This is a genomic window from Mesorhizobium sp. P2_H9 (genome assembly GCF_056403215.1).
Map to the genome: position 1 here is coordinate 155,343 of NZ_JBFUFX010000002.1, position 20,735 is coordinate 176,077.

A 20,735-nucleotide genomic window follows, 5' to 3' on the forward strand; every position below is an offset into this window, starting at 1 on the left:
TTGGAGTCTTGCGTGTCGGAAAATCTCAAGAATTGGCAGCCTCGCCCGCGTCCCGAACGCAAGGTCATCGACGGCCGCTATGCCAGGCTTGAGCCGTTGAGCGCCGCAAAGCATGGCGACGGCCTGTACGAGGCGTCGTCGGTGGCCGATATAGGCGGCCGCTTCGCGTGGCTGCCCGACTATCCGCCGCAGACCCGCGCTGACTTCCAGCCGTGGCTGGACAGAGTGGAAGCCAGCGAGGATCCGCTGTTCTTCACAGTGATCGACAAGGCCAGCGGCAAGGTCGCCGGGCGCCAGACGCTGATGCGCATCGATGCCGCCTATGGCGTCATCGAGATCGGCAACATCTATTGGGGCCCTGTGATTTCGCGCAAGCCCGCGGCGACCGAAGCGCAATTCCTGTTCATGAAATACATCTTCGACGACCTCGGCTATCGCCGCTACGAATGGAAATGCAACAACCGCAACGAGCCGTCGAAGCGCGCTGCCGAGCGTTTCGGCTTCAAGTTCGAGGGCATTTTCCGCCAGCATCTTGTGGTCAAGGGTGAAAACCGCGATACGGCGTGGTATTCGATCATCGACAAGGAATGGCCAGCGCTGCGCAGTGCCTATGAGGCATGGCTCGATCCGGCCAATTTCGATGGTGACGGCGGGCAGAAGCGGCGGCTCGAGGATTTCCGCGCCGAATTCGGCGCCTAACCATGATCCTGAAAAGTGGAAACCGCTTTTCGGACAAGATCATGGTCAAGCAAGAAGATAGAGCCTCCATCCCGATCTTATCGGGATGGATCAGGCTCTAGCGGGAGTTGGATGATGGCGCATAGCCACGACCATGGTGCGCAAGGGCACGACCACAGCCATGGCGCCGGTCATGTGCACGGCTCGACCGACAAGAAGCGCGTGCTGATCGCCGCGTGCCTGACCGCCGGCTTCATGGTCGCGGAAGCGCTTGGCGGCCTCTTTACGGGCTCGCTGGCGCTGCTGGCGGACGCCGGCCACATGCTTGCCGATGCAATCGCGCTCGGCCTTGCCTGGTATGCGTTCCATCTTGCCGGACGGCCGGCGACCGTGCGCCTCACCTACGGCTTCGGCCGGGTCAAGACGCTGGTTGCCTACACCAACGGCATCGCCATCTTCGCCATTGCGCTGTGGATCGTCTACGAGGCCTGGGGGCGCCTGCTGACGCCGGCACCTGTGCTCGGCGGGCCGATGCTGGTGGTTGCGATCCTCGGCTTGCTGGTCAACATCGGCTCGTTCTTCGTGCTGCATGGCGGCGATCGCGACAGCCTGAACATGCGCGGCGCCATCCTGCATGTGCTCGGCGATCTGCTCGGCTCGGCGGCAGCCATTGTAGCTGCCGTGGTCATCCTGGTGACCGGCTGGACGCCGATCGATCCGATCCTGTCGGTGCTGGTCTCGCTGCTGATCCTGTCCACCGCCTGGTCGCTGATGCGCGAGGCCGCCCATGTCCTGCTCGAAGGCGTGCCGGCCAGCCTCGATCGCGACCTGATCGCCAAGGATATCGAAGCAAAGGTCAAGGGCGTGCGCGAGGTGCATCATATGCATGTCTGGTCGCTCGACGGCTCCAGCAACATGGCGACATTGCATGCCTGCCTCAACGACGGCGTCGACGCGCATATGGCGGTCAGCGCCATCAAGAAGCGGCTTGCGGCCGAGCATGGCATCAGCCATGCCACCGTCGAACCGGAATTCGGCCAGTGTGCCGACGGCCATGACGAGCACGACCACGATCATGATGCGGCTCCGCATCATGGCCACTATCACTGACGCAGGGAATCCCATGACATTGGCAACGAGACTGAATTCCCGCCGCATCGGGCGCGCGTAGTGGATCGCGACACGCGCAATGCGCTGATCGCGGCGGCGTGGATCATGCTGCTGTTTGGCCTCGCCGCCTATTGGCTGCCAACGGTGATGCTGGCGGTTGGCAGCGTCTCCACCGTCCTGGCCGGCGTTGTCGCGGCCATCTTCCTGGTGGCGTTCTTCGCCGTATTCTGGCTGCGCGCCCGCAGCCAACGCAAAAAGGGTCTTTGACAATGCGCATTCTGATCACCGGCGCGGCAGGCATGGTCGGCCGCAAACTCACCACCCGGCTGGCTAAGGACGGAGCGCTCAACGGCCGCAAGATCACCGCGCTCGACCTGCACGACATCGTGCCGCCGCAGGCGCCGGCGATGGAAGGCGTCACCGTTGCCACCCATACCGGCGATCTCGCGGCACCAGGTGCTACGGCAAGCCTGGTCGCGTCGCGTCCCGATATCGTCTTCCACCTCGCCGGCATCGTGTCGGGCGAAGCGGAAGCCAATTTCGATCTCGGCTACCGCGTCAATCTCGACGGCACAAGGGCGCTGTTCGATGCGATCCGGCTGGCGCAATTTGCGCCGCGTGTCGTCTTCACTTCATCCATCGCGGTGTTCGGCGCGCCGTTCCCGGACGTCATCCCGGACGAATTCCATCCGACGCCGCTGACCTCCTATGGCACGCAAAAGCAGATGAGCGAAGCGCTGCTGGCCGACTATTCTAGGCGCGGCTTCTTCGACGGCATCGGCATCAGGCTGCCGACCATCTGCGTACGGCCAGGCAAACCCAACAAGGCGGCTTCCAGCTTCTTCTCCGGCATCATCCGCGAGCCGTTGAGCGGCCAGGAGGCGATCCTGCCGGTGCCGCGCTCGGTGGTCCACACCCATGCGAGCCCGCGCTCGGCGGTGGGTTTTCTGATCCATGCCGCGGGGATCGACGGCAATGCCGTCGGGCCACGCCGCAACCTGACGATGCCCGGCGTAGCCGTCTCCGTCGGCGAGCAGATCGAGGCTCTGGAGCGCATTGCCGGCGCCGCGGTGGTGAAGCTGATCCGCGAGGAGCCCGACGCGACGATCTGGGCGATCGTCAAGGGCTGGCCGACGCGCTTCGAGGCGCGGCGCGCAAGGGAGCTTGGCTTTGTCGCCGAAACCAGTTTCGACGACATCATCCGCGCCCATATCGAGGACGAGCTGGGCGGCAAGATAAGTTAAAGCACTGTACCGGTCGCCAGACTCGCCGACAAAAGCAGCAGTCCGAACAGGAAGACGAAGGCGGCGCCGCCGATCTCAACGATCGAGTGGATGCGGTTGCCCATGCGGCCGTCGCCGGCGAAATACACCGCCCAGTTCTTGGCCGTCACCGCAATCGTCGCCAGGGCCGAGACGGTGATCGCGGTGCCCAGCGACATCGCCAGCACCGACAGGATGCCGCCGAACCACAGGCCGTTGAGCAAGGCAAAGCTCAGCACGATCAGCGCGCCGGAGCAGGGGCGGATGCCGACGGCAGCCACCGCCGACCAGGCGGTGCGCCAGTCGAAGCGGTCGCCGGAAAGCAGCGCCGGGTCGGGCGCGTGCGAATGCCCACAAGTGTCGCAGACCTCGCCCGCCGCATGGGCGTGGCCGTGGTCGTGGTGATTGCCGTGATCGTGGTCATGCGCGCCGTGATCGTGCGCGTGAGAATGATCGTGTGACGAATGGTCGTGTTCGTCATGCGCGTGGAGCGCGTGGGAATGCGTCGAATGCGCATGCGCGGAGTGCGCGTGGCCGGCATGCGAATGGCCGGCATGGGCGGCCGAGAGGCTGTAGGCGGGGTTGGCGCCGAACAAGCGCAGGATGGCGGGGCCGGCCTTGCGCCACAACAGCCAGGCGCCGAACAGGGTGACGAAAACATAGCTCATGATTTCGAGGAACCATGCCGCGTCGGTCATCGAGACAGTGGTGCCGCGCAGGATGAAGTAGGCGAGCAGCATGACCGCGATCGCGGTCAGTCCCTGCAAAAGTGCGGAGACGAAGGACAGCATGATGCCGCGCCGCAGCGCCACTTCGTTGGCCACCATGTAGGACGAGATCACCGCCTTGCCGTGACCGGGGCCGGCGGCGTGGAAAATGCCGTAGGCGAAGGACAGGCCGATGAGCAGCCACAGCTTGCTGCCGTCCTGGCGCATCGCCTTCATCGCGGTTGCCAGCGCACGGTAGAATTCCTGCTGGCGCAGATTGATCCACATCAGGATGTGAGCGAACGGTCCGGTGGCGGTGGGGGCCATGCCGTCATTGGTGCCGATGCCGAGCGAGCTCTGGGCATGGGCGGAGCCGAGGAAATGCGTCACCACGATGGTGACGGCCAAAAGAGCGAGTGCCAAACGCAGGGACGGTTTCGTCACCGGATTATCCTTCTGGTGGACAGTTCAGCTCGAGCTTGGTGGCAAAGATCTTGCTCATGTCGGTGCCTGTCGGATCGTTGAAGAAGGCTTCCGTCAGGGTCTTCTGGTTTTCCTTGATCGCCTCGTCCGGGTCGGGCCGGATGACGCTCTTGGTGCAATTCGAGGGCAGGCCTTCGACCGTGATGTTGCTGTCTTCGGTGAAATCGATCGCGGTGTAGAAGGTCGGGTCGTAGACGCCGAAATCGATCTTGCCGGCGAGCTTGATCGGCTCTTTCGGTTCGGATTCGAACAGGATGATGAGCTGGTCGTTGTCAAAATTGGCCATCAGATGCGGCGGTGGCGTCATCGCCACGTCCTTGCCGTCGACGGTGACGAGCTGGAAATAGTTGAACTCGGCCAGCGAGGCATGGACGGTGTCGGCGACATCCTTCAGCTCCTTGTCGTCAAGCTTCAGGTCGGAATTCTTGTCGAACTCCATCATCACTGTACTGGAAAACAGATCGTCGAAGCGCCAGAGATGGCGTAGCGCTTTCACACTTTGGTGATCCTCGCTCAGAATGACGTCGAGACGCGCCTCGGCGAAGACGTGCGGATGCACCTCGGCCGGTTCGACCGTGGCAAAGGTCGCCGCCATGGCCGAAGCCATCATCATTGCTTGCCGTTTCAGGTGCATTCCCGGTCGCGATTCCATCGACTTCAGAGGCTGTCGACAGTTACCAGAAACGGGGCGAAATTGGGACCGCGAGTTATCCATTGGCTGCGTTAAATGGAGCGGAAGTGTGGGTATGCCGCGTCTGCCCTCTCTTGGAGCGAGGCCGCGCTGTCCGCTCGGGGTGCAAAATAGCCGAGGGGGAAATTTGCAACAAGAAACCGTTTTCCGAACAACCTATATCAATGAGCTAAGCTAAATTCTGTATTTACAACCAAGGAAATCTGCGTATTCTAAACGACTTGGGATTGTAAGTTCAGCTGACGTTGTATGTGCGGTTGACTTTTGGGTTAGATTTTATTTTTTTATGCTGAAGTGACTTCGTCTCAACTGGTAGCCGTCGAGGCGATGTCAATGGGTGAATTGTCGGGATTTCCTGACTTTCATTTTTGGCTTCTTCATTCTGTTGAGGCGCGGAATTTGAAGAATTCAATCCTGAGCGTGCAAACGTTACACGGTCGTGCGGGCGGCTAGGCTTAGATGGCAGATGAAGAGGTGGGCTAATGCCAGCTTCGAACCGATGGCCAACTCTCGACGATGAGACGGTTCGTCGATTCGTATCACAGACCTTCGGCAATACCCGGCGCACTCAAGACAGTCCCATCGCGCCGGACGTTTGGATCGCTCTGATCCGTATTGCCGAGCGAAAGGCGCGCGCGCGCCATCAGAAACAACAGCTTCCAGAAGACGAGATCGATGTTCTGATCACACCTTGGAGCGGCGCCTCCCCCGGTGAAATTGCGTCCTATCTGCGCGATGGGGCCGTGGGTCTCGCTGATGCTCATGTCGATCGAATTGGGCAGAACTCTGGCTTCGTGGTGGCGCACGTGAATCTAGGCGCGATCGTTCAACTCATTCTTCCGATGACGGATTGGTGGCAGAAACTCGAGGATCGATTCTGGACAACGGAAACGAAGTACACGTCCTACTCGGATATGAAGAACACCGATGACAAGTTGTCCCAAATCCTGAGTAAGTCACAGAATGGTGCTATTCAATATTTCCGATTGGCTGCAATTGGGGGGTTTGTCGAGGTTTTTGGGGAGGCGAACCTCGAAGAGGCCCGAAGACTTATTGCTGTGGTTCGGAAATTTGCCGTCCTGTCTCGCCGCGACCCAGCTGACGAAACCGAACAACGGGATATACCGGGATGGCCGGCAAAGGTGGTCGACAGGACGGACGAACCGACCGGCGTTGACCTTCTGGAACTCGTTACACCATTCGAACGTGCCTTCTCGGGAGTGTTGAGCGGGTATGCCGACGCGTTTCGCGATGTGGATTTCGACAAACGGCCTACCGAGGCAGCGGCTGCGGACACGCCGGAGCGGAGGCTGCGCAAGGCTCTGCGGGATCCACATGTGTATGCCGTCAACCTCAATCGGCCTGCCCAACCGATGCTAGTGGATTCGCGCCGTACGGTGAAAGCTGACGCTGCTCAGCGCGTATTCGACATTTCGACCCGTGCGTTGGCCTTTGCAGTAATCGACGGCGGGATTGACGCCAGTCATCCGGGGTTTTTGGATTGGGGCGCGGACGAGAAATCGGCGCAGGCGGTTGAAGCCGTGCTACAGCAGCGTCGAGTTGCCGACGCCAATTTTCCTACAAACGAGGCCGGATACGGACCATCGGAAATGCAGGAACGGCTGTTGAAGTCGCGCGTTTCCAAAACTTATGACTTCACGCGGCTAAGGCCAATTCAGCACGCCGCGAATGTTGGCGTCGACGCAGCAGATGTCCCACCCGACGTAAAGGCGATCGTCAGCAACAAAGCATTCGCCACGAACATCGAGCATCTTCACACCCGCGGCGAGCTTGCCCGCGACCTGGACTGGGCGATCGTGGAGCCGCTGATCGAAATGCGCCACGACAACGCCGATGGCTACAAGGTGCCGCAGCATGGCCATGGTACCCATGTCGCAGGAATCCTTGCCGGTGACCTACGCGCTCCGGAAGATATCAGGACGCCGCTGTTGGGGATGTGTCCCGGGATGATGCTCTACGATCTGAGAGTGTTCGACGATGAGGGGCACAGCGATGAGTTCACCATCCTCAGCGCCATCGAGTTTGTCAGATGGCTGAACCGGAATCGTGACTACCCAGTGATCCACGGCGTCAATCTGTCGCTCGCACTGCGGCACTACGTCGACAGCTACGCCTGTGGCCGGACTCCTATCTGTGAGGCCTGCAACCATCTCGTTGGCGACGGCACTGTGGTTGTCGTGGCCGCTGGAAATACCGGCTTCGATAGTGAGGCCAGGCAGATGAGTACAGGCACCGGCTACCGATCTATCAGCATCACTGATCCCGGCAATGCCGATGCAGTGATCACAGTAGGCTCAACGCATCGTCGTGATCCGCATGCCTATGGGGTGAGCTATTTCTCAAGCCGCGGCCCGACAGGCGATGGCCGTCGCAAGCCCGACCTCGTTGCACCGGGTGAAAAAATCACCTCGACGGTGCCAGGAGGCAAGACGGAGCGCATGGATGGTACATCGATGGCGGCGCCGCATGTCAGCGGCGCCGCTGCCCTGCTGATGGCGCGCAATCCTGAACTGATTGGCCAACCGGCGATGATCAAGGACATCCTTATGCGCACGGCGACCGACCTGGGCCGCGAGCGCGATTTCCAGGGAGCCGGTCTCGTCGACGTCCTGCGTGCCCTTCAGTCCGTTTAGGCCCCACGATTTTCATGAGGAGCGGACCATGGTTGTTCTGGAAGCACTCAATGCACTTTATGGCGACTGCCTGATCCTGCGCTACAAGGACGCCCAAGGAGGCGAACGTCGCTGGCTTATCGACGGCGGACCAAAGAGCAACAAGGTCAACGGCAAGCCACTCTCAGTATGGAGTGACGTCCTGCTGCCACGGCTAAAGCAGATCGATGCGACGGTGCCGTTCGTCTTCGATCTCGGCATGGTGAGTCACATCGATGACGATCATATTAACGGCATTGAACGGCTCACTGCCGAGCTCGTTGCAGCGCTGCCGTCACCAGGCGATGTGAAATTCAGGCGTTTCTGGTTCAATTCGTTCGATGATCTTGTCGGTGCGGCCCCAGCCGGAGCTCCAGCCTCGAGCGGAGCGGTTGCGCTCGAGCTGGCGAATCCTGCCGCGGGATTTGTGGCTGCAGGGGTACTTGATGAAGACGGCGCGGCCGTTGCGCTGAGCGTACCACAGGGCAACAAGCTGGCGGCAAATCTGCAGACGCTGAATTTGCGCGGCAATGCACCGGTCAACGGATTGATCTCTGTTGTCCCGGGGCAGAATGTCTTCGCAATCGACGGCGCATCAGTGACCGTTATCGGGCCAGTGCAGAAGCGGCTGGACAAGCTGCGAAAGGATTGGCTGAAAGCTTTGAAGAAACCCGCAAAACCTGCCCGCGAGGCAGCGTTGCAAGAGCTGTTCAGCACCAAGCGGGACACGTCCGTGCCAAATCTGTCCTCGATCGTCGTTTTGGTGGATATCGCCGGAAAAAGCCTGTTGCTCACCGGCGACGGACTTGGAGACGATATCGTCTCGGCCTGGAAGCAGCTTGGCCTCCCGGATGGCCGCAGGAAGATCGACATCCTCAAGATGCCGCATCATGGCAGCAAGGTAAATAGCTCCAGGGAGTTCCTGTCATTCTTCAGTGCCTCGCACTATGTCTTCTCTGCCGATGGCCACAACGACAATCCAGACCCACCTTTGCTGGAAGGCTTGCTCAGTCTGCACGCGGAGCGAGACATCACACTCCATTTCACCAATGCTGATATAGTTTGGGCTAGCCCGTACAAACTCGATCGCGGTGGCGCGACGGTTCAAACCCTGAAAGACATGATACCGGCTTTGCGAGCGGCGTATCCGGGGCCATGGAAAGTCAACTCACGAGACTCCGCCAACCTCTCGGTGGAAATATCACTCTGAGGCTTAAAGTGCGTCGCGTTGAAAAGGCCATGTGACGCGCTTTCACCGGCGCCGGGCTACCGGGCGTCAGACCCTCACAGGCTCAACGAACACCACGCCTCAGGCGCCCTCGCGCGTCTTGAACCACTGCACCAGGAAATCGACGAAAACGCGAACCTTCGCCGGCAGATAACGGCGGTGCGGGTAGACAGCGAAAATGCCGCTGCCCGACAGGATGCGGTCGTCCATCACAGTCACCAGCTGGCCGTTTGCGATATCGGGCGCGGCGATGAAATCCGGCAATATGGTGAAGCCCAGCCCCGACACGGCGGCGGCTCTTGCCGCCATCGGACTGTTGACCTCGATCGGACCTGACACCGAAACGCTCACCGCATCGCCATTGTCGCCCTTGAACGGCCAGTTGGTCAGCGAGCGGCCATTGGTGTCGACGATGCAAGGCACACGGGCAAGGTCCTGCGGCCGCAACGGCATGCCGTGCTTGGCAATCAGTTCGGGAGATGCGCACAGGCGCACCGAAAACGGCGCCAGGCGCCTGGCGATCAGCGAGGAGTTTTCCAGCCGCGAGATGCGCACTGCGAGATCGAAACCCTCCTCGACCAGATCGACGAAGCGGTCGTCGAGATGGATGTCGAGCACAATGTCGGGATGCTGCTTGGCGAAGTCGATCAGCGACTGGCCGATCGGCGCGTCGGCAAAAGTGCGCGGCGCCGAGAGCTTGATTCGGCCGCGCACGTCGCCGGAGGATTCGCGCACCGCATCGGCGAGGCTGTCGACCTCGCGCACAATCTCGGAGGCGCGGCGAAAATAGGTGTGGCCGGCTTCGGTCATCGAGAACTGCCTTGTGGTGCGGTTCAAGAGCAGCGCGCCGAGCTCATCCTCCAGTTCGCGCACATATTTCGACAGCAGCGCCTTGGAGCGACCGATCTTGCGTGCCGCTGCCGAAAAGCCTTCGGCCTCGACCACGTCGATGAAGGCGCGCATGCGGGTCAGTGTGTCCATGGTCAGGCCTTTCGTGCGGCGTCGAGAATCCTACGGCCGAGCCGTATCAGGGCGACGTCGCTGCCGGAAGGGCCGAGCAGCGAAAGGCCGAAGGGTGCGCCATCGACCTGGCCGAGCGGCAGCGTGATCTGCGGGAAGCCCGACAGGCCGGAAAGACACAAGAGATGCAGAGCCTTTTCGCGGTACGCTTGCAATTGTTCCGGTGTGCTCCTGACGAGTGGCGCCGGGCCTGGAACCGTCGGCATGACCAGAAACCCGTAGTTGCCAAGCAAGCGGTCGAGCTCGGCGCGGAAGGTCAGCCGGCGCGCCGCCTCGGCCTGCGCCGTCTTGATGTCGACCGCCCGGCCGAAGCCGAAGCGTTCCTCGACGCCGGGCCCGAGCTGGCGGTTGCCGCCGGCGATCCAGTCGCCATGCTCGCGCCAGGCCTCGAAGGCCTGCAGCCGGCGGAAGCACCAGTAGAGCTCGTCGGGGAAGGACGCGAACGAGTATTCCACCGGCGTCGGCTTGCCGATGACGGTGGCGGCCAAGGCCTTCATCCTGGCATATTCGGCGGCCTCGGCGGGACCGGCCACGAAAGCGTCCAGCCTGCCAATCGAAAGCGGACGGTTGAGCGGCTGCTGGTGCGGATCGCGCCCGAGCAGCAGCTTGCCGACCGTCTCGTAGGTCTCGATGTCGTCCGCGAACCAACCGAATGTGTCGAAGCTTGGCGCCAGCTTCATGGCGCCCTCGAGCGAAATGCGGCCATGCGTGGTGCGCAGTCCGATCAGCCCGCAAAAGCTCGCCGGCGCGCGGATCGAGCCGCCTGTGTCGGAGCCGACGGCGATATCGGCAAGCCCGCCGGCGACCGCTGCCGCCGATCCGGACGAGGAACCGCCGGTAACGCGATCAGGCGCTGCCGGGTTCACCGGAAAAGGAAAATGCGCGTTCTGGCCCATCAGCGAGAAGGCAAGCTCGTCGGTCTGCGTCTTGCCGACGAATCGTGCGCCGGCGTCGAGGATCATCTGCACGGCCGCGGCGGTACCGGAGGCGGCGTGGCCTTCGACGGACTTGCTCGGATTGCCGCAGCCGGTGCGGTAGCCGGCAACGTCATAGATGTCCTTGACGGCGAGCCTCAGCCCCGCAAGCGGGCCTAGTTCCGCATTCGCCACCGGCATCCGGCGCAGGTCGAGAAAGGCGTTGAGCGGGCCGTGCGTTCCTGTCATCGTTCGCTATCCGGATACGGTTGCCGCAGCATTGTTCGATGCCCGAAATTTTACAACCTGGGATACGATTTTTATTGATTGTGAAATCTTTCGACCCTATATCGCGCTTGCCCAAAGTCGCACGTGCCTGTGGGTGTCCGCCGATCCTCAAATGGTGAGGGATATCGGTAAGGTAACTGGAGCCAACCCCTCCAGTCGGTTTAGCGGCCAACCGCAAGACCGAGGACACCTTGAAGCAACGACGGTGCGGGCCTTTCTGGTGTTCTGCCGGTTGTCCAAAGACCGGGGTTACTGAAGAGGCACACCTTCATTGCCGGCAGTGCGGACGGGTCTCCCATCCAAGCCAAGGCAGACAAAGCGAACCGAGGCCGGGCAAGGCCAAGGTTCACCGCCGCGAGACGGCGCTTCATGGTTCCGGGGTCTCCACCGGCTGGTTCCATGGATTTCCGTCCCGCCTTTGTCCACCGCGTGTTCGCGAGGCTGACCGCCCGCGTTACGCAGCCTTATTGCGCGCCGCAAGGCGCTGATGGAGAGACCCCGATGGCTACCCAGCGCATCCTTGACTTCCTCGCCACCCGACGTCCGAGCGGCCCTTGCCTCGTCGTCGACCTCGATGTCGTGCGCGACAATTTCCGCGCCTTCGAGAAGGCGCTTCCCGATTCCAAGATCTACTATGCGGTGAAAGCAAATCCGGCGCCGGAGATCCTGCGCCTGCTTGCTGCGATGGGCTCGTCCTTCGACACCGCTTCCGTTGCCGAAGTCGAGATGGCGATGGACGCTGGCGCGCCGGCGGACCGCATCTCCTTCGGCAACACCATCAAGAAGGAGCGTGACATCGCACGCGCCTATCAGCTCGGCATTCGGCTGTTTGCGGTCGACTGCGTCGAAGAGGTCGACAAGATCGCCCGCGTCGCTCCTGGCGCGCGCGTGTTCTGCCGCGTGCTGACCGATGGCGAGGGCGCCGAATGGCCGCTGTCGCGCAAGTTCGGCTGCGTGCCGGCCATGGCCGTCGACGTGCTGCGCCATGCCAAGGGGCTCGGCCTCGACGCCTATGGCGTGTCGTTCCATGTCGGCTCGCAGCAGACCGACCTGACGGCCTGGGACCGCGCGCTCGGCGACGCCAAGAAGGTGTTTGCGACGCTGGCCGACGAAGGCATCGTCTTGAAGATGGTCAATATGGGCGGCGGCTTCCCCACCCGTTACCTCAAGGACGTGCCGGTGGCACAGGCCTACGGCCAGGCGATCTTCTCGGCGCTGCGCAAGCATTTCGGCAATGCGCTTCCGGAGACCATCATCGAGCCGGGTCGCGGCATGGTCGGCAATGCCGGCGTCATCAAGTCGGAAGTCGTGCTGATCTCGAAGAAGGCCGCCAACGACAATGTGCGCTGGGTGTTCCTCGACATCGGCAAGTTCGGCGGTCTCGCGGAAACGATGGACGAGGCGATCCGCTACCCGATCGTCACCGCCCACGACGGCACCGAGACCGCACCCTGCGTGCTCGCCGGCCCGACCTGCGATTCGGCCGACGTGATGTACGAGAAGACGCCGTACCCGCTGCCCCTGTCGCTGACCATCGGCGACGAGGTGCTGATCGAGGGCACCGGCGCCTACACGACGACCTACGCCTCGGTCGCCTTCAACGGCTTCGAGCCTCTCCGATCCTACGTGATCTGACGGCTCGATAGAGCCGGTCAGATCATCCCAGGTGGGCGACTGTCGCCCATCCGGGCTCGCCTGTGGAACAGTCTCCGCTCGTGAAGGATCGCGGAAATGGACATTGCAAATTCTATCGTTGACGGCGCGGCGCTCGGAATCTCCCCCCTCGAGGGGGAGATGGCCGCGAAGCGGTCAGACGCCGCGCGTGAAGCGCCGTCGCCCTCTGTCGACGGCAGGGTGTCGCGTCAGGTCGTGCCGACCCCCTCTGTCGCCTTTGGCGACATCTCCCCCTCGAGGGGGGAGATTGCCTGCGCCATTGTCATCACCGCCGAAACCGCGGCCGACATTGCGGCGCGCGAGGCGTTGCTCGATCACGCCATGGGCCCGATGCGGCGCAAGAAATCGTCGGAAAAGCTGCGGCGCGGCCGCCGTCCCTCAGAAGGTCTGGCCTTTGTCGCACGCGATGCGGCGGGCGCGGTTATCGGCACCGTGCGGCTGTGGGATGTGCGGCTGGGCGAGGGCGGTGCGGCAGCGCTTCTGCTTGGCCCGCTCGCCGTCGATCCGGCGCTGAAGGACGCAGGCATCGGCTCGGCGCTGATGCGTCATGCGGTGACTGAAGTCGCGCGCCTCGGCCACGCGGCGATCCTGCTGGTCGGCGATGCGCCTTACTATGGGCGGTTCGGCTTCTCGGCGGCAAAGACCGGCTCGCTCGCCATGCCCGGACCTTACGAACGGCACCGCTTGCTGGCGCTGGAACTGGCCGACGGCGCGCTCGATGGCGCACGGGGCACGCTGAAAGCGGCGGGGCGCAAGCTGAAGGCGCAGAGACTGTCGCTGGCCGCCTGATCGGCCGAAAACGAAACGCCGCCCGACCTTATGAGGTTTCAGGCGGCGTTTTGCTGTTATCCCTAGGGATCAGCCGAGCAGCTGGCTCAGCGCCATGGCGACCGTCATGTCGCCTTCGACCTTTATCTTGCCGGACATGAACGCCATGGTCGGGTTGAGGTCGCCGGCGATCAGCGAATCCAGATCGTCGAGCGAAAGCTTTACGGTGCAGTCGGTCGGTGCATCGGTGTTCGAGACGGTTGCGCCGTCGATGACGATGACGCCGTCGCTGCCGGTATCGAACTTGACCGAATGCTCGAACCCGGCGCTTGCCACGCGCGACCTCATCCTGTCGGCAATCTCCTGAACGCTCATGGCTGTTCTCCTCGTCTCGTTGCTTTTGATGCGCATTGGCACTTCGCGATCATGATCGCTGGCGCATATAGCTTCGGGTTGACGTTTACGTCAACGCAGTTGCCTGCGTCATTTTTCCGATGACGGATGGAGCAAGCCATCAGCCTTTGCCGGCTCGATGATTTGGCAAAGCCTTGCGCAGGGTCAATTCGCCTGTCGGCAGGTCAATGTTCGGCGGCGGGCTTGGGCGTTTCCGCCTCCGCTGTGGCCGGCTCCTTGCGGCGGCGCATGGCGTTGTCGCGGATCTCGTCCTTGGTCAGGAAGTTGACCTGGTCGATTAGCACTTCATGCACCAGCTCGGCGCCGACTCTGGCGTTGATGGTGTCGCGGATGGCGGCGCGGAAGGCGTCAAGGTCGATCGTCTCCTTCTTGGTGAAGTCGATCTGCGGGTTGGAATAGAGATAGGAATAGACCTGATCGGTCATCAGCGCTTCGGCCGGTATCGACAGCTTCTTAATCTCGGCGGGTTCGACCGTGTAGACGAGCTTGGTCAGGAAATAGCCGTCGATCTTGGAATCGCGGATCAGCGGCACCGAGATCATGTCGGTCTTGACATAGTCGAGACCGCCCAGCATCGGCTTCGGTGTCTGGCCGACGCCGGCCTCGCCGGCCGCCTGGAACGAATAGAACACCGCGCCGAGCGTTGCGGCGCAGATCCAGATCGCGGCGGCGATGAATTTGATCACCGGGGAGTCCCCGTTCTGCCCGGGCCGGTTCTTTTCATGCTCGTGCCCAGCCGAATTCGCCGGCCGAATAGGTGCCGTCGGCTTCGGCGCGCTGGATGGCGTTCTTCAGCAGATTGGCGACCTCGTTGACGGCGTTGAGGTGCGCCAGGATCGCCGCCTCGTTCTTCGCCAGCTTCTGGCGCAGCCGCGTCAGGCCCTCGCGATGCTGCTCGAGGAATTCGGCTTCGCTGCCGCCCTTCATGGCGCGGGTCAATTCATAGAGATAGCGGCTCTTGCGGGCGTTCGATGCCTTGAGGTCATAACTGGTGTCGCTGCGGATACCTGCCGTCTCTTCCTCGACCGCTTCCTCGATGCGGCCGATGATGGCGGCGAGATTGCCCGGCCGTGCGAACGGGATCGGCGCTTCGGTCGTGCGCGCCGGCAGGTTGGAAGAGAATTCCGAATAATCGGCCATGACAATCCTGGTCTAGATTTTGATGTCGGTTTTGATGGTCGTCTCGTCGCCGGTCATCGACCGCGCGACCTTGCGTTGCAGTTCCTGAACCAGCGAGGTGGATAGCCGCGTCTGCTGGTCGATCTCGGTCTTCTCCGGCCCGCCCGAAACCGGCCCGACCGGCACCGTGCGCTTGCCGTCCTTGTAGTGGTCGGCCAGCATCGACTTGGCGATGCCGATGCCGCCGCGATCGGCCATGACGTCGGCCAGCCTTTCGGCAAGCTGCGATTTCCACATGTCGCCGGCCAGGCCCTTGCCATAGACGCCTTCGGTGTCCTTGGGCAGCATGTTCTGGATGAAGGTCTGCAGCACCATTGCCTCGAACTTCTTGAACTTTTTGGCCGGGTCGGTGTTCGCGGCCGCCTTGTCAGCCGTGGCGCGTGACAGGATCGAGCCGGCATCGACCGACGCGGCGGTGTCGACCGAAAAGGTCCCGGCCACGCCGCCCGCCCGCTTGGTCAACGCCGCGCGGGCCGCCTCGATGTCGGCGGGGTCGACGGCGCGGGCAACGTCCATAACGATGTCGCTGGGTGGAGAAATCGCCAAGAAAGTTCCGCCTTTTGCCGGTTTTCCGTGGCCAGACCATGCCCCAACAAGCTTGTGGCAGGCTTGCGAGGGAGAGGGGAGGCGGAGTGAAGGTGGATAGTCGAGCCGATTCCCGAGTCCAAGTGACAGGCATTTGTCGCGCGTATAGGCTGCCTGCACGACAATCATCGAGGGAGCCATCGAGGTGAACACAGACACCGCCAGCCCAAGCTCGCCAAGGCCGCTGGCGGAGATCGCCAGCTATCACGCCCATATCTACTATGGCGGAACGGCCGAGCGACAGCACGCCGAATGGCTGCGTCTTCGCATCGGCGAACGTTTCCGCGTGCGCCTCGGCAATTGGCGCGACGAGCCGGTCGGCCCGCATGAGCAGGCCATGTACCAGGTCTCCTTCGCCAACGAGATTTTCGCCTCGCTCGTTCCGTGGCTGATGCTGAACCATGGCGGCCTGAGCATCCTCATCCACCCCAACACCACCAACCCCAAGCGCGACCATCTGGTCGACCCCATCTGGATCGGCCGCCCGCTGGGGGTGCATGGCGAGGTGCTTGGCGAGGAGGATGAGGCGGAAGAGGCGCTGGAGGTGAATACGGAGCCGACGCTGGGGGCGTAGGGGCGAGGCCGCGTTTCGGCCATGCGGGGCTGGGCCTCGGAAACCGCGTTCGCCTGCAGTTTAGCTCAGGCGTGCATGACCGGCTGCTTTGCGCCTCATGCACGAACCCGCTTCGCGGGAAGGTCGCCTGGTTCTGACATGACGCGTATTCATAGGCCTTGAGCGGGTAGAGCCCGCGATCCGACCATGGAGTTCCCTTCAACGAGAGGAACTTGCCATGGCTACCTTGTCGACCGATGCTCCGATCACACCGCTTCGCCAGCGCATGCAGCAGGACATGCTGATGCGGGGCCTGGGACCGCATACGCAGCAGGACTACGTTCGTCATGTCCGGCGCTTCGCCGCGTTCCTTGGTCGCGCTCCCGACACCGCGACGACCGAGGACATCCGACGCTTCCAACTGTGCCAGCATGAGAACGGCATGGGCCCTGCGACGATCAACGGCGCGGTCTCGGCGCTGCGATTCCTGTTCACGGTGACGCTGAGGCGGCGCGATCTGGCACGCGCGCTGGTGATCACGCGATATGCGCGCAAGCTGCCCGAGGTGCTGAGCGTTGAGGAAGCGGCGCGGCTGCTCGAGGCGGCGCCAGGCATCAAGTACAAGGCCGCGCTCGGTGTCGCCTATGGCGCTGGTCTGCGCGTGTCCGAGGTCGCGCATCTCAAGGTCGACGACATCGACTCGACACGCATGCTGATCCGCGTTGAACAGGGCAAGGGACGCAGGGACCGCAACGCCATGCTCTCGCCGCAACTTCTGGAACTGCTGCGGCTGTGGTGGCGCGAAGGCAAGCGGCGCGGGGTGATGCTCCCGCATGGCTGGCTGTTCCCGGGGCGCGGCTGCACGGCGCCGATCTCGTCGCGGCAACTGCATCGCGCGGTCCAGGAAGCAGCCGAAGTCGCCGGCATCCGCAAGCGCGTCAGTCCGCACACGCTGCGTCACAGCTTCGCCACCCACCTGCTGGAGCAGGATGTCGACATCCGCGTCATCCAGGTGCTGCTCGGGCACAGCAAGCTCGATACCACCGCGCTCTACACCAAGGTCTCGACCCGGACGATCCACGCGGTCGCAGGGCCGCTCGACCGGCTGATGGCGCTGATGGAAGGCAAGACGCCTCCCGGCTGAACCGGTGCGCGCGGACCTGGAGGTCGCCGATATCTTCCGTGCTGCCGGCCCCGGATACCGGGTCGCCCACGCAAGGCATCTGAGCCTGCAGCAGCTCAAGGTCATGCCGGCGATCGAACACTGCCGCACCGCTGCATTGGGTGGTCATGTCGAAGCCTGTGCGGACTGCGGCCAATGGCGGATCGCCTATAACAGCTGCCGCAACCGGCACTGTCCCAGGTGCCAGGGCGCGGCCGCGCGTACATGGCTCGCCGAGCGCGAAGCCGACCTGCTGCCAGTCGGCTACTTCCACGTCGTGTTCACGCTGCCCGCCGAGGTCGCCGTCATCGCGTTCCACAACAAGGCGCTGGTCTACGATCTGCTGTTCAAGGCGGCATCGGAGACGATGCTGACGATCGCGGCTGATCCCAAGCACCTCGGCGCGCGCATCGGCATCACCGCCGTGCTCCACACATGGGGCTCGGCAATGACCCACCATCCCCATGTCCACATGATCGTGCCGGGCGGCGGCATCGCGCCGGACGGGTCACGCTGGATATCGTCGCGGCCGGCCTTCCTTCTCCCAGTCAGAGTACTGGGCAAGCTGTTCCGCCGTCTGTTCCTGACCCGGCTGGTCGCGCTGCACGACGCCGGTCGGCTCGCCTTCTTCGGATCGGCGGCGCACCTGGCCGACCGTTGGGCCTTCCTGCGTCATCTGAAGCCTGTTCGCGGCAAGCGCTGGGTGGTCTATGCCAAGCCGCCCTTCGCCGGACCCCAAGCGGTGCTCGCCTACCTGTCGCGCTACACTCACCGGGTCGCCATCTCGAACCGCCGCCTGATCGCCTTCGACGAGGCTGGAGTCACCTTCCGCTACAAGGACTATCACCGCGATGGTGTCGAGCGCCAGCGCGCCATGACGCTTGCCGCCGACGAGTTCATCCGCCGSTTCCTGCTCCATGTCCTGCCGCGTGGGTTCCACCGCATCCGTCACTATGGGCTGCTCGCCAGCTCCGCCCGCGAGGCCAGCCTCGCACTCGCGCGCGAACTGCTGAACGTCGCTCCGCCGCCCGATGACGACACCCCGGAAGAACCGGCTGACGTCCGCCGGCCTTGCCCTTGCTGCGGCGGACGCATGGTCGTCATCGAGAGGTTCGAACGGTGGTGCCAGCCTCGTGCACCGCCCGCCTCAAGAGCGCCGAACCGGGAGAACGCCCCATGACCCGGCATGGCCAAGTTGCTCGTACGACCGCGCTACGCCGGCGCCGGTCAACGGGATGTTATGTGCACGTTGCCGTGGCGCCGGTCGTCACGCACACCAATCCCGTCGGAATCAACGCTACAGCCTCTGCGACCCGGCCCGGAAGCCGCTTCCGCGACATGCCCACCGCATCCTATGCGGAAGTTCGCGACAGGCCCCGGCACACCCCGAGGCACAAATCCCCATAGGCAATCGTCTGCGGCCCGCGGGTTCCTGCATGAGAGRCTTTCGTACGCCTSACGGCACCCGAAACCCTTCAGCATGGCGGTCATTCATACGGTCCAGTCCATTCACCAAAAGCGGACATCGCTACTGCAGAGGCCGCAGCCGGCTTTGCGCCGGGAGTGCAAGGGCGGAGAGCCCACCTAGCTGCATCGCGCTAGAATTAGGCACTTAGAAAGCGGAGCTTCGCTGTAACTGCGAGTTGCGGTACAAGATGGGCGGTTCTAGCTGGAGTATTCCGCCAGGTTGCGGATGGCATGGATGCATCGGAAACCACGGGGGCAGAAGTCGCTATCCTGAAACAAATCTAAGGTGTTTGCCATGAATTACACTCATCTAGGCCGGACCGGCATCAAGGTCAGCCGAATGGCCCTCGGCACGATGGAATTCGGCTGGCAGATCGATGAGTCGGACAGTGTCACGATCATGGACGAAGCTCTCGACGCCGGCATCAATCTCTTCGACACAGCGGATGTTTATGGCGGCCCGCAATCGCCCGAAATGGCGAAGGGCTATGGCATCTCCGAGGAGATCGTCGGCCGTTGGCTCGCGCAGGGCGGCCGGCGCAACCGGATTGTGCTGGCGACGAAGGTATACCAGCCGATGGATACTGGTCCCAACGATCGCCGCTTGTCTGCCTATCACATCCGACGCGCCTGCGAAGCCAGCTTGTTGCGGCTGAAGACCGATCACATCGATCTCTACCAGATGCATCACGTCGACCGGGCCACGCCGTGGGAGGAAATCTGGCAGGCGATGGAGCAGCTGATCAACGAGGGCAAGATCACCTACGTGGGCAGCAGCAACTTCGCCGGCTGGGACATCGCCACCGCCCAATGCACGGCCGCGTCGCGCAATCTGCTGGGACTGGCTTCCGAGCAGAGCCTCTACAACCTCGCGCAGCGCACCATTGAGCTAGAGGTCATCCCGGCGCTGCGTCACTACGGAGTGGGCCTCATCCCGTATGGACCGATCGGCGGTGGGTTGCTCGGCGGCGTGCTGCGCGGGTCAGCCCAGGGGCACGGCTCATCGACGCCGCTTCAAACGCGGGTCGCCGAACTGCGCCCGCAATTGGAAGCCTATGAAGCGCTCTGCGATGAGCTGGGCGAAGCGCCTGCCCTCGTTGCCCTCGCGTGGTTGCTCCACAATCCGATTGTCAGCGCGGTGATCAGCGGCCCCCGGGCGGTGGTGCAGCTCCGCGAGAACTTGAAGGCACCCTCGCTGAACCTCTCGAATGAAACGCTGGCGAGGCTGGACAAGATTTGGCCAGGCCCCGGGGGCGAAGCGCCGGGGGCCTATGCCTGGTAGGCTGTGGAAGTTGACTGCTGTACCTACACAGCAACCATGCTGGAAGATTGCAGAGACGGCCTGGCCCCTCGCATTCTCGGAAGGTTATGACCTTCTGATGCGGAGTTCCAAATTGCTCGGGCCGAGGATCCAATAGGGTCGCAGCGAAGGCCCGTTTTGGCGACTCGCATCGCAGTATCCCGCAAAGTAAGTAACGACCGGTTTGGGGCAACTAACGACATCGGACCTTGGAGGGTGAACGTCCGCTATCGTTCTTCCCTGCACCACAAGAGGACCGACTGTTCCCGGCCCAATCCAAGACGTTCGAGACCTTGATGCCAGGCGATGGCGGTGGCAGCTCCCAGCCTCACCCCCCAGCCAACCTCGGCAGCAGAAAAATCTCCGCCCCCGGCGGCAGCTTCTTCGACCAGGTATCGCGATAGATCGTCCCGTCGATCGCCACGGCGATGCCCTTCTCGATCAAGGGCTCGAGGCCGGGATACTGCTCAGCCAGTTTCCTGAACAGTTCCCTTATGTCCTTGGCCTCGACCTCGACCTTGCTCTTGCCGCCGGCGAGTTGGCCGAGCGCGCCCCAGAGCGTGACTTCGACCATTCGCTC

At 62.8% G+C, this 20,735-nt stretch carries 21 protein-coding genes; 12 read left to right on the top strand and 9 right to left on the bottom strand.

Going from position 1 to position 20,735, the window contains the following annotated elements:
* The first annotated feature begins 12 nt into the window (after positions 1-12).
* The 4 genes from AC1DXN_RS03800 to denD all read left to right on the top strand — a co-directional run bounded on the left by AC1DXN_RS03800 (position 13) and on the right by denD (position 3,032).
* Complete coding sequence (locus AC1DXN_RS03800) at positions 13-699, top strand: GNAT family N-acetyltransferase (protein ID WP_477273127.1); 687 nt, start codon at positions 13-15, stop codon at positions 697-699.
* Positions 700-813: 114 nt separating this feature from the next.
* A complete protein-coding gene (locus AC1DXN_RS03805; protein WP_477273125.1) occupies positions 814-1,788 on the top strand; it encodes a cation diffusion facilitator family transporter in 975 nt (324 codons plus the stop codon).
* A gap of 60 nt (positions 1,789-1,848) precedes the next feature.
* A complete protein-coding gene (locus AC1DXN_RS03810; protein ID WP_477273124.1) occupies positions 1,849-2,055 on the top strand; it encodes a hypothetical protein in 207 nt (68 codons plus the stop codon).
* 2 nt (positions 2,056-2,057) lie between these two features.
* On the top strand, positions 2,058-3,032 hold the full coding sequence (gene denD, locus AC1DXN_RS03815; RefSeq protein ID WP_477273123.1) for a D-erythronate dehydrogenase: 975 nt from the start codon (positions 2,058-2,060) through the stop codon (positions 3,030-3,032).
* On the opposite strand, the gene AC1DXN_RS03820 is transcribed toward denD, so the two are convergent.
* Positions 3,029-4,201, bottom strand: coding sequence for a nickel/cobalt transporter (locus AC1DXN_RS03820; RefSeq protein ID WP_477273121.1), 1,173 nt, complete (start codon positions 4,199-4,201; stop codon positions 3,029-3,031). The two genes, denD and AC1DXN_RS03820, sit on opposite strands and share 4 nt — an antisense overlap.
* Positions 4,202-4,205: 4 nt before the next feature.
* The gene (locus tag AC1DXN_RS03825; protein WP_477273120.1) at positions 4,206-4,874 is read right to left on the bottom strand and encodes a DUF1007 family protein; all 669 of its coding nucleotides are present in this window, start codon (positions 4,872-4,874) and stop codon (positions 4,206-4,208) included.
* Between the two features lie 539 nt (positions 4,875-5,413).
* On the opposite strand from AC1DXN_RS03825, the gene AC1DXN_RS03830 reads away from it, so the two are divergent.
* Both AC1DXN_RS03830 and AC1DXN_RS03835 read left to right on the top strand, forming a co-directional pair.
* The gene (locus AC1DXN_RS03830; protein ID WP_477273118.1) at positions 5,414-7,585 is read left to right on the top strand and encodes a S8 family peptidase; all 2,172 of its coding nucleotides are present in this window, start codon (positions 5,414-5,416) and stop codon (positions 7,583-7,585) included.
* 28 nt (positions 7,586-7,613) lie between these two features.
* Positions 7,614-8,813 carry a ComEC/Rec2 family competence protein gene (locus AC1DXN_RS03835; RefSeq protein WP_477273116.1) on the top strand — a complete coding sequence of 400 codons (1,200 nt, stop codon included), beginning with the start codon at positions 7,614-7,616 and terminating at the stop codon, positions 8,811-8,813.
* A gap of 99 nt (positions 8,814-8,912) precedes the next feature.
* Here the strand turns inward: AC1DXN_RS03835 and AC1DXN_RS03840 are convergent, their stop codons facing one another.
* On the bottom strand, positions 8,913-9,812 hold the full coding sequence (locus AC1DXN_RS03840) for a LysR family transcriptional regulator (protein ID WP_477273114.1): 900 nt from the start codon (positions 9,810-9,812) through the stop codon (positions 8,913-8,915).
* 2 nt (positions 9,813-9,814) lie between these two features.
* Entirely contained in the window at positions 9,815-11,014 is a 1,200-nt protein-coding gene (locus AC1DXN_RS03845; protein WP_477273112.1) for an amidase, read from the bottom strand.
* A gap of 540 nt (positions 11,015-11,554) precedes the next feature.
* On the opposite strand from AC1DXN_RS03845, the gene odc2 reads away from it, so the two are divergent.
* On the top strand, positions 11,555-12,688 hold the full coding sequence (gene odc2, locus AC1DXN_RS03850) for an ornithine/lysine decarboxylase (RefSeq protein ID WP_477273110.1): 1,134 nt from the start codon (positions 11,555-11,557) through the stop codon (positions 12,686-12,688).
* A 159-nt stretch (positions 12,689-12,847) separates the two neighbouring features.
* Complete coding sequence (locus AC1DXN_RS03855) at positions 12,848-13,516, top strand: GNAT family N-acetyltransferase (RefSeq protein ID WP_477273109.1); 669 nt, start codon at positions 12,848-12,850, stop codon at positions 13,514-13,516.
* A gap of 69 nt (positions 13,517-13,585) precedes the next feature.
* On the opposite strand, the gene AC1DXN_RS03860 is transcribed toward AC1DXN_RS03855, so the two are convergent.
* The 4 genes from AC1DXN_RS03860 to AC1DXN_RS03875 all read right to left on the bottom strand — a co-directional run bounded on the left by AC1DXN_RS03860 (position 13,586) and on the right by AC1DXN_RS03875 (position 15,634).
* Positions 13,586-13,870, bottom strand: coding sequence for an SCP2 sterol-binding domain-containing protein (locus AC1DXN_RS03860; RefSeq protein ID WP_477248373.1), 285 nt, complete (start codon positions 13,868-13,870; stop codon positions 13,586-13,588).
* 203 nt (positions 13,871-14,073) lie between these two features.
* Complete coding sequence (locus AC1DXN_RS03865) at positions 14,074-14,595, bottom strand: hypothetical protein (protein ID WP_477273107.1); 522 nt, start codon at positions 14,593-14,595, stop codon at positions 14,074-14,076.
* Positions 14,596-14,629: 34 nt separating this feature from the next.
* Entirely contained in the window at positions 14,630-15,049 is a 420-nt protein-coding gene (locus tag AC1DXN_RS03870; protein ID WP_477248370.1) for a hypothetical protein, read from the bottom strand.
* Between the two features lie 12 nt (positions 15,050-15,061).
* Positions 15,062-15,634, bottom strand: a complete 573-nt coding sequence (locus tag AC1DXN_RS03875; protein WP_477273105.1) for a rod-binding protein — start codon at positions 15,632-15,634, stop codon at positions 15,062-15,064.
* Between the two features lie 184 nt (positions 15,635-15,818).
* On the opposite strand from AC1DXN_RS03875, the gene AC1DXN_RS03880 reads away from it, so the two are divergent.
* From AC1DXN_RS03880 to AC1DXN_RS03895, 4 genes are all read left to right on the top strand, one after another.
* A complete protein-coding gene (locus AC1DXN_RS03880; protein WP_477273103.1) occupies positions 15,819-16,247 on the top strand; it encodes a DOPA 4,5-dioxygenase family protein in 429 nt (142 codons plus the stop codon).
* A gap of 217 nt (positions 16,248-16,464) precedes the next feature.
* On the top strand, positions 16,465-17,370 hold the full coding sequence (locus tag AC1DXN_RS03885) for a tyrosine-type recombinase/integrase (RefSeq protein WP_477273101.1): 906 nt from the start codon (positions 16,465-16,467) through the stop codon (positions 17,368-17,370).
* A 4-nt stretch (positions 17,371-17,374) separates the two neighbouring features.
* Positions 17,375-18,568, top strand: coding sequence for an IS91 family transposase (locus AC1DXN_RS03890; protein WP_477273099.1), 1,194 nt, complete (start codon positions 17,375-17,377; stop codon positions 18,566-18,568).
* A gap of 582 nt (positions 18,569-19,150) precedes the next feature.
* A complete protein-coding gene (locus AC1DXN_RS03895; protein ID WP_477273098.1) occupies positions 19,151-20,137 on the top strand; it encodes an aldo/keto reductase in 987 nt (328 codons plus the stop codon).
* Between the two features lie 346 nt (positions 20,138-20,483).
* On the opposite strand, the gene AC1DXN_RS03900 is transcribed toward AC1DXN_RS03895, so the two are convergent.
* A complete protein-coding gene (locus tag AC1DXN_RS03900) occupies positions 20,484-20,729 on the bottom strand; it encodes a MoaD/ThiS family protein (RefSeq protein WP_477245881.1) in 246 nt (81 codons plus the stop codon).
* Between the last annotated feature and the right edge of the window lie 6 nt (positions 20,730-20,735).

Excerpts from the sequence above, each read along its gene's own strand:
- AC1DXN_RS03805 (WP_477273125.1), top strand. The coding sequence starts at position 814 with ATGGCGCATAGCCACGACCATGGTGCGCAAGGGCACGACCACAGCCAT.
- AC1DXN_RS03900 (WP_477245881.1), bottom strand. The coding sequence starts at position 20,729 with ATGGTCGAAGTCACGCTCTGGGGCGCGCTCGGCCAACTCGCCGGCGGC.
- AC1DXN_RS03845 (WP_477273112.1), bottom strand. The coding sequence starts at position 11,014 with ATGACAGGAACGCACGGCCCGCTCAACGCCTTTCTCGACCTGCGCCGG.
- AC1DXN_RS03860 (WP_477248373.1), bottom strand. The coding sequence starts at position 13,870 with ATGAGCGTTCAGGAGATTGCCGACAGGATGAGGTCGCGCGTGGCAAGC.
- AC1DXN_RS03830 (WP_477273118.1), top strand. The coding sequence starts at position 5,414 with ATGCCAGCTTCGAACCGATGGCCAACTCTCGACGATGAGACGGTTCGT.
- AC1DXN_RS03855 (WP_477273109.1), top strand. The coding sequence starts at position 12,848 with ATGGCCGCGAAGCGGTCAGACGCCGCGCGTGAAGCGCCGTCGCCCTCT.
- denD (WP_477273123.1), top strand. The coding sequence starts at position 2,058 with ATGCGCATTCTGATCACCGGCGCGGCAGGCATGGTCGGCCGCAAACTC.
- AC1DXN_RS03895 (WP_477273098.1), top strand. The coding sequence starts at position 19,151 with ATGAATTACACTCATCTAGGCCGGACCGGCATCAAGGTCAGCCGAATG.
- AC1DXN_RS03825 (WP_477273120.1), bottom strand. The coding sequence starts at position 4,874 with ATGCACCTGAAACGGCAAGCAATGATGATGGCTTCGGCCATGGCGGCG.
- AC1DXN_RS03870 (WP_477248370.1), bottom strand. The coding sequence starts at position 15,049 with ATGGCCGATTATTCGGAATTCTCTTCCAACCTGCCGGCGCGCACGACC.
- AC1DXN_RS03840 (WP_477273114.1), bottom strand. The coding sequence starts at position 9,812 with ATGGACACACTGACCCGCATGCGCGCCTTCATCGACGTGGTCGAGGCC.
- AC1DXN_RS03835 (WP_477273116.1), top strand. The coding sequence starts at position 7,614 with ATGGTTGTTCTGGAAGCACTCAATGCACTTTATGGCGACTGCCTGATC.
- odc2 (WP_477273110.1), top strand. The coding sequence starts at position 11,555 with ATGGCTACCCAGCGCATCCTTGACTTCCTCGCCACCCGACGTCCGAGC.
- AC1DXN_RS03885 (WP_477273101.1), top strand. The coding sequence starts at position 16,465 with ATGGCTACCTTGTCGACCGATGCTCCGATCACACCGCTTCGCCAGCGC.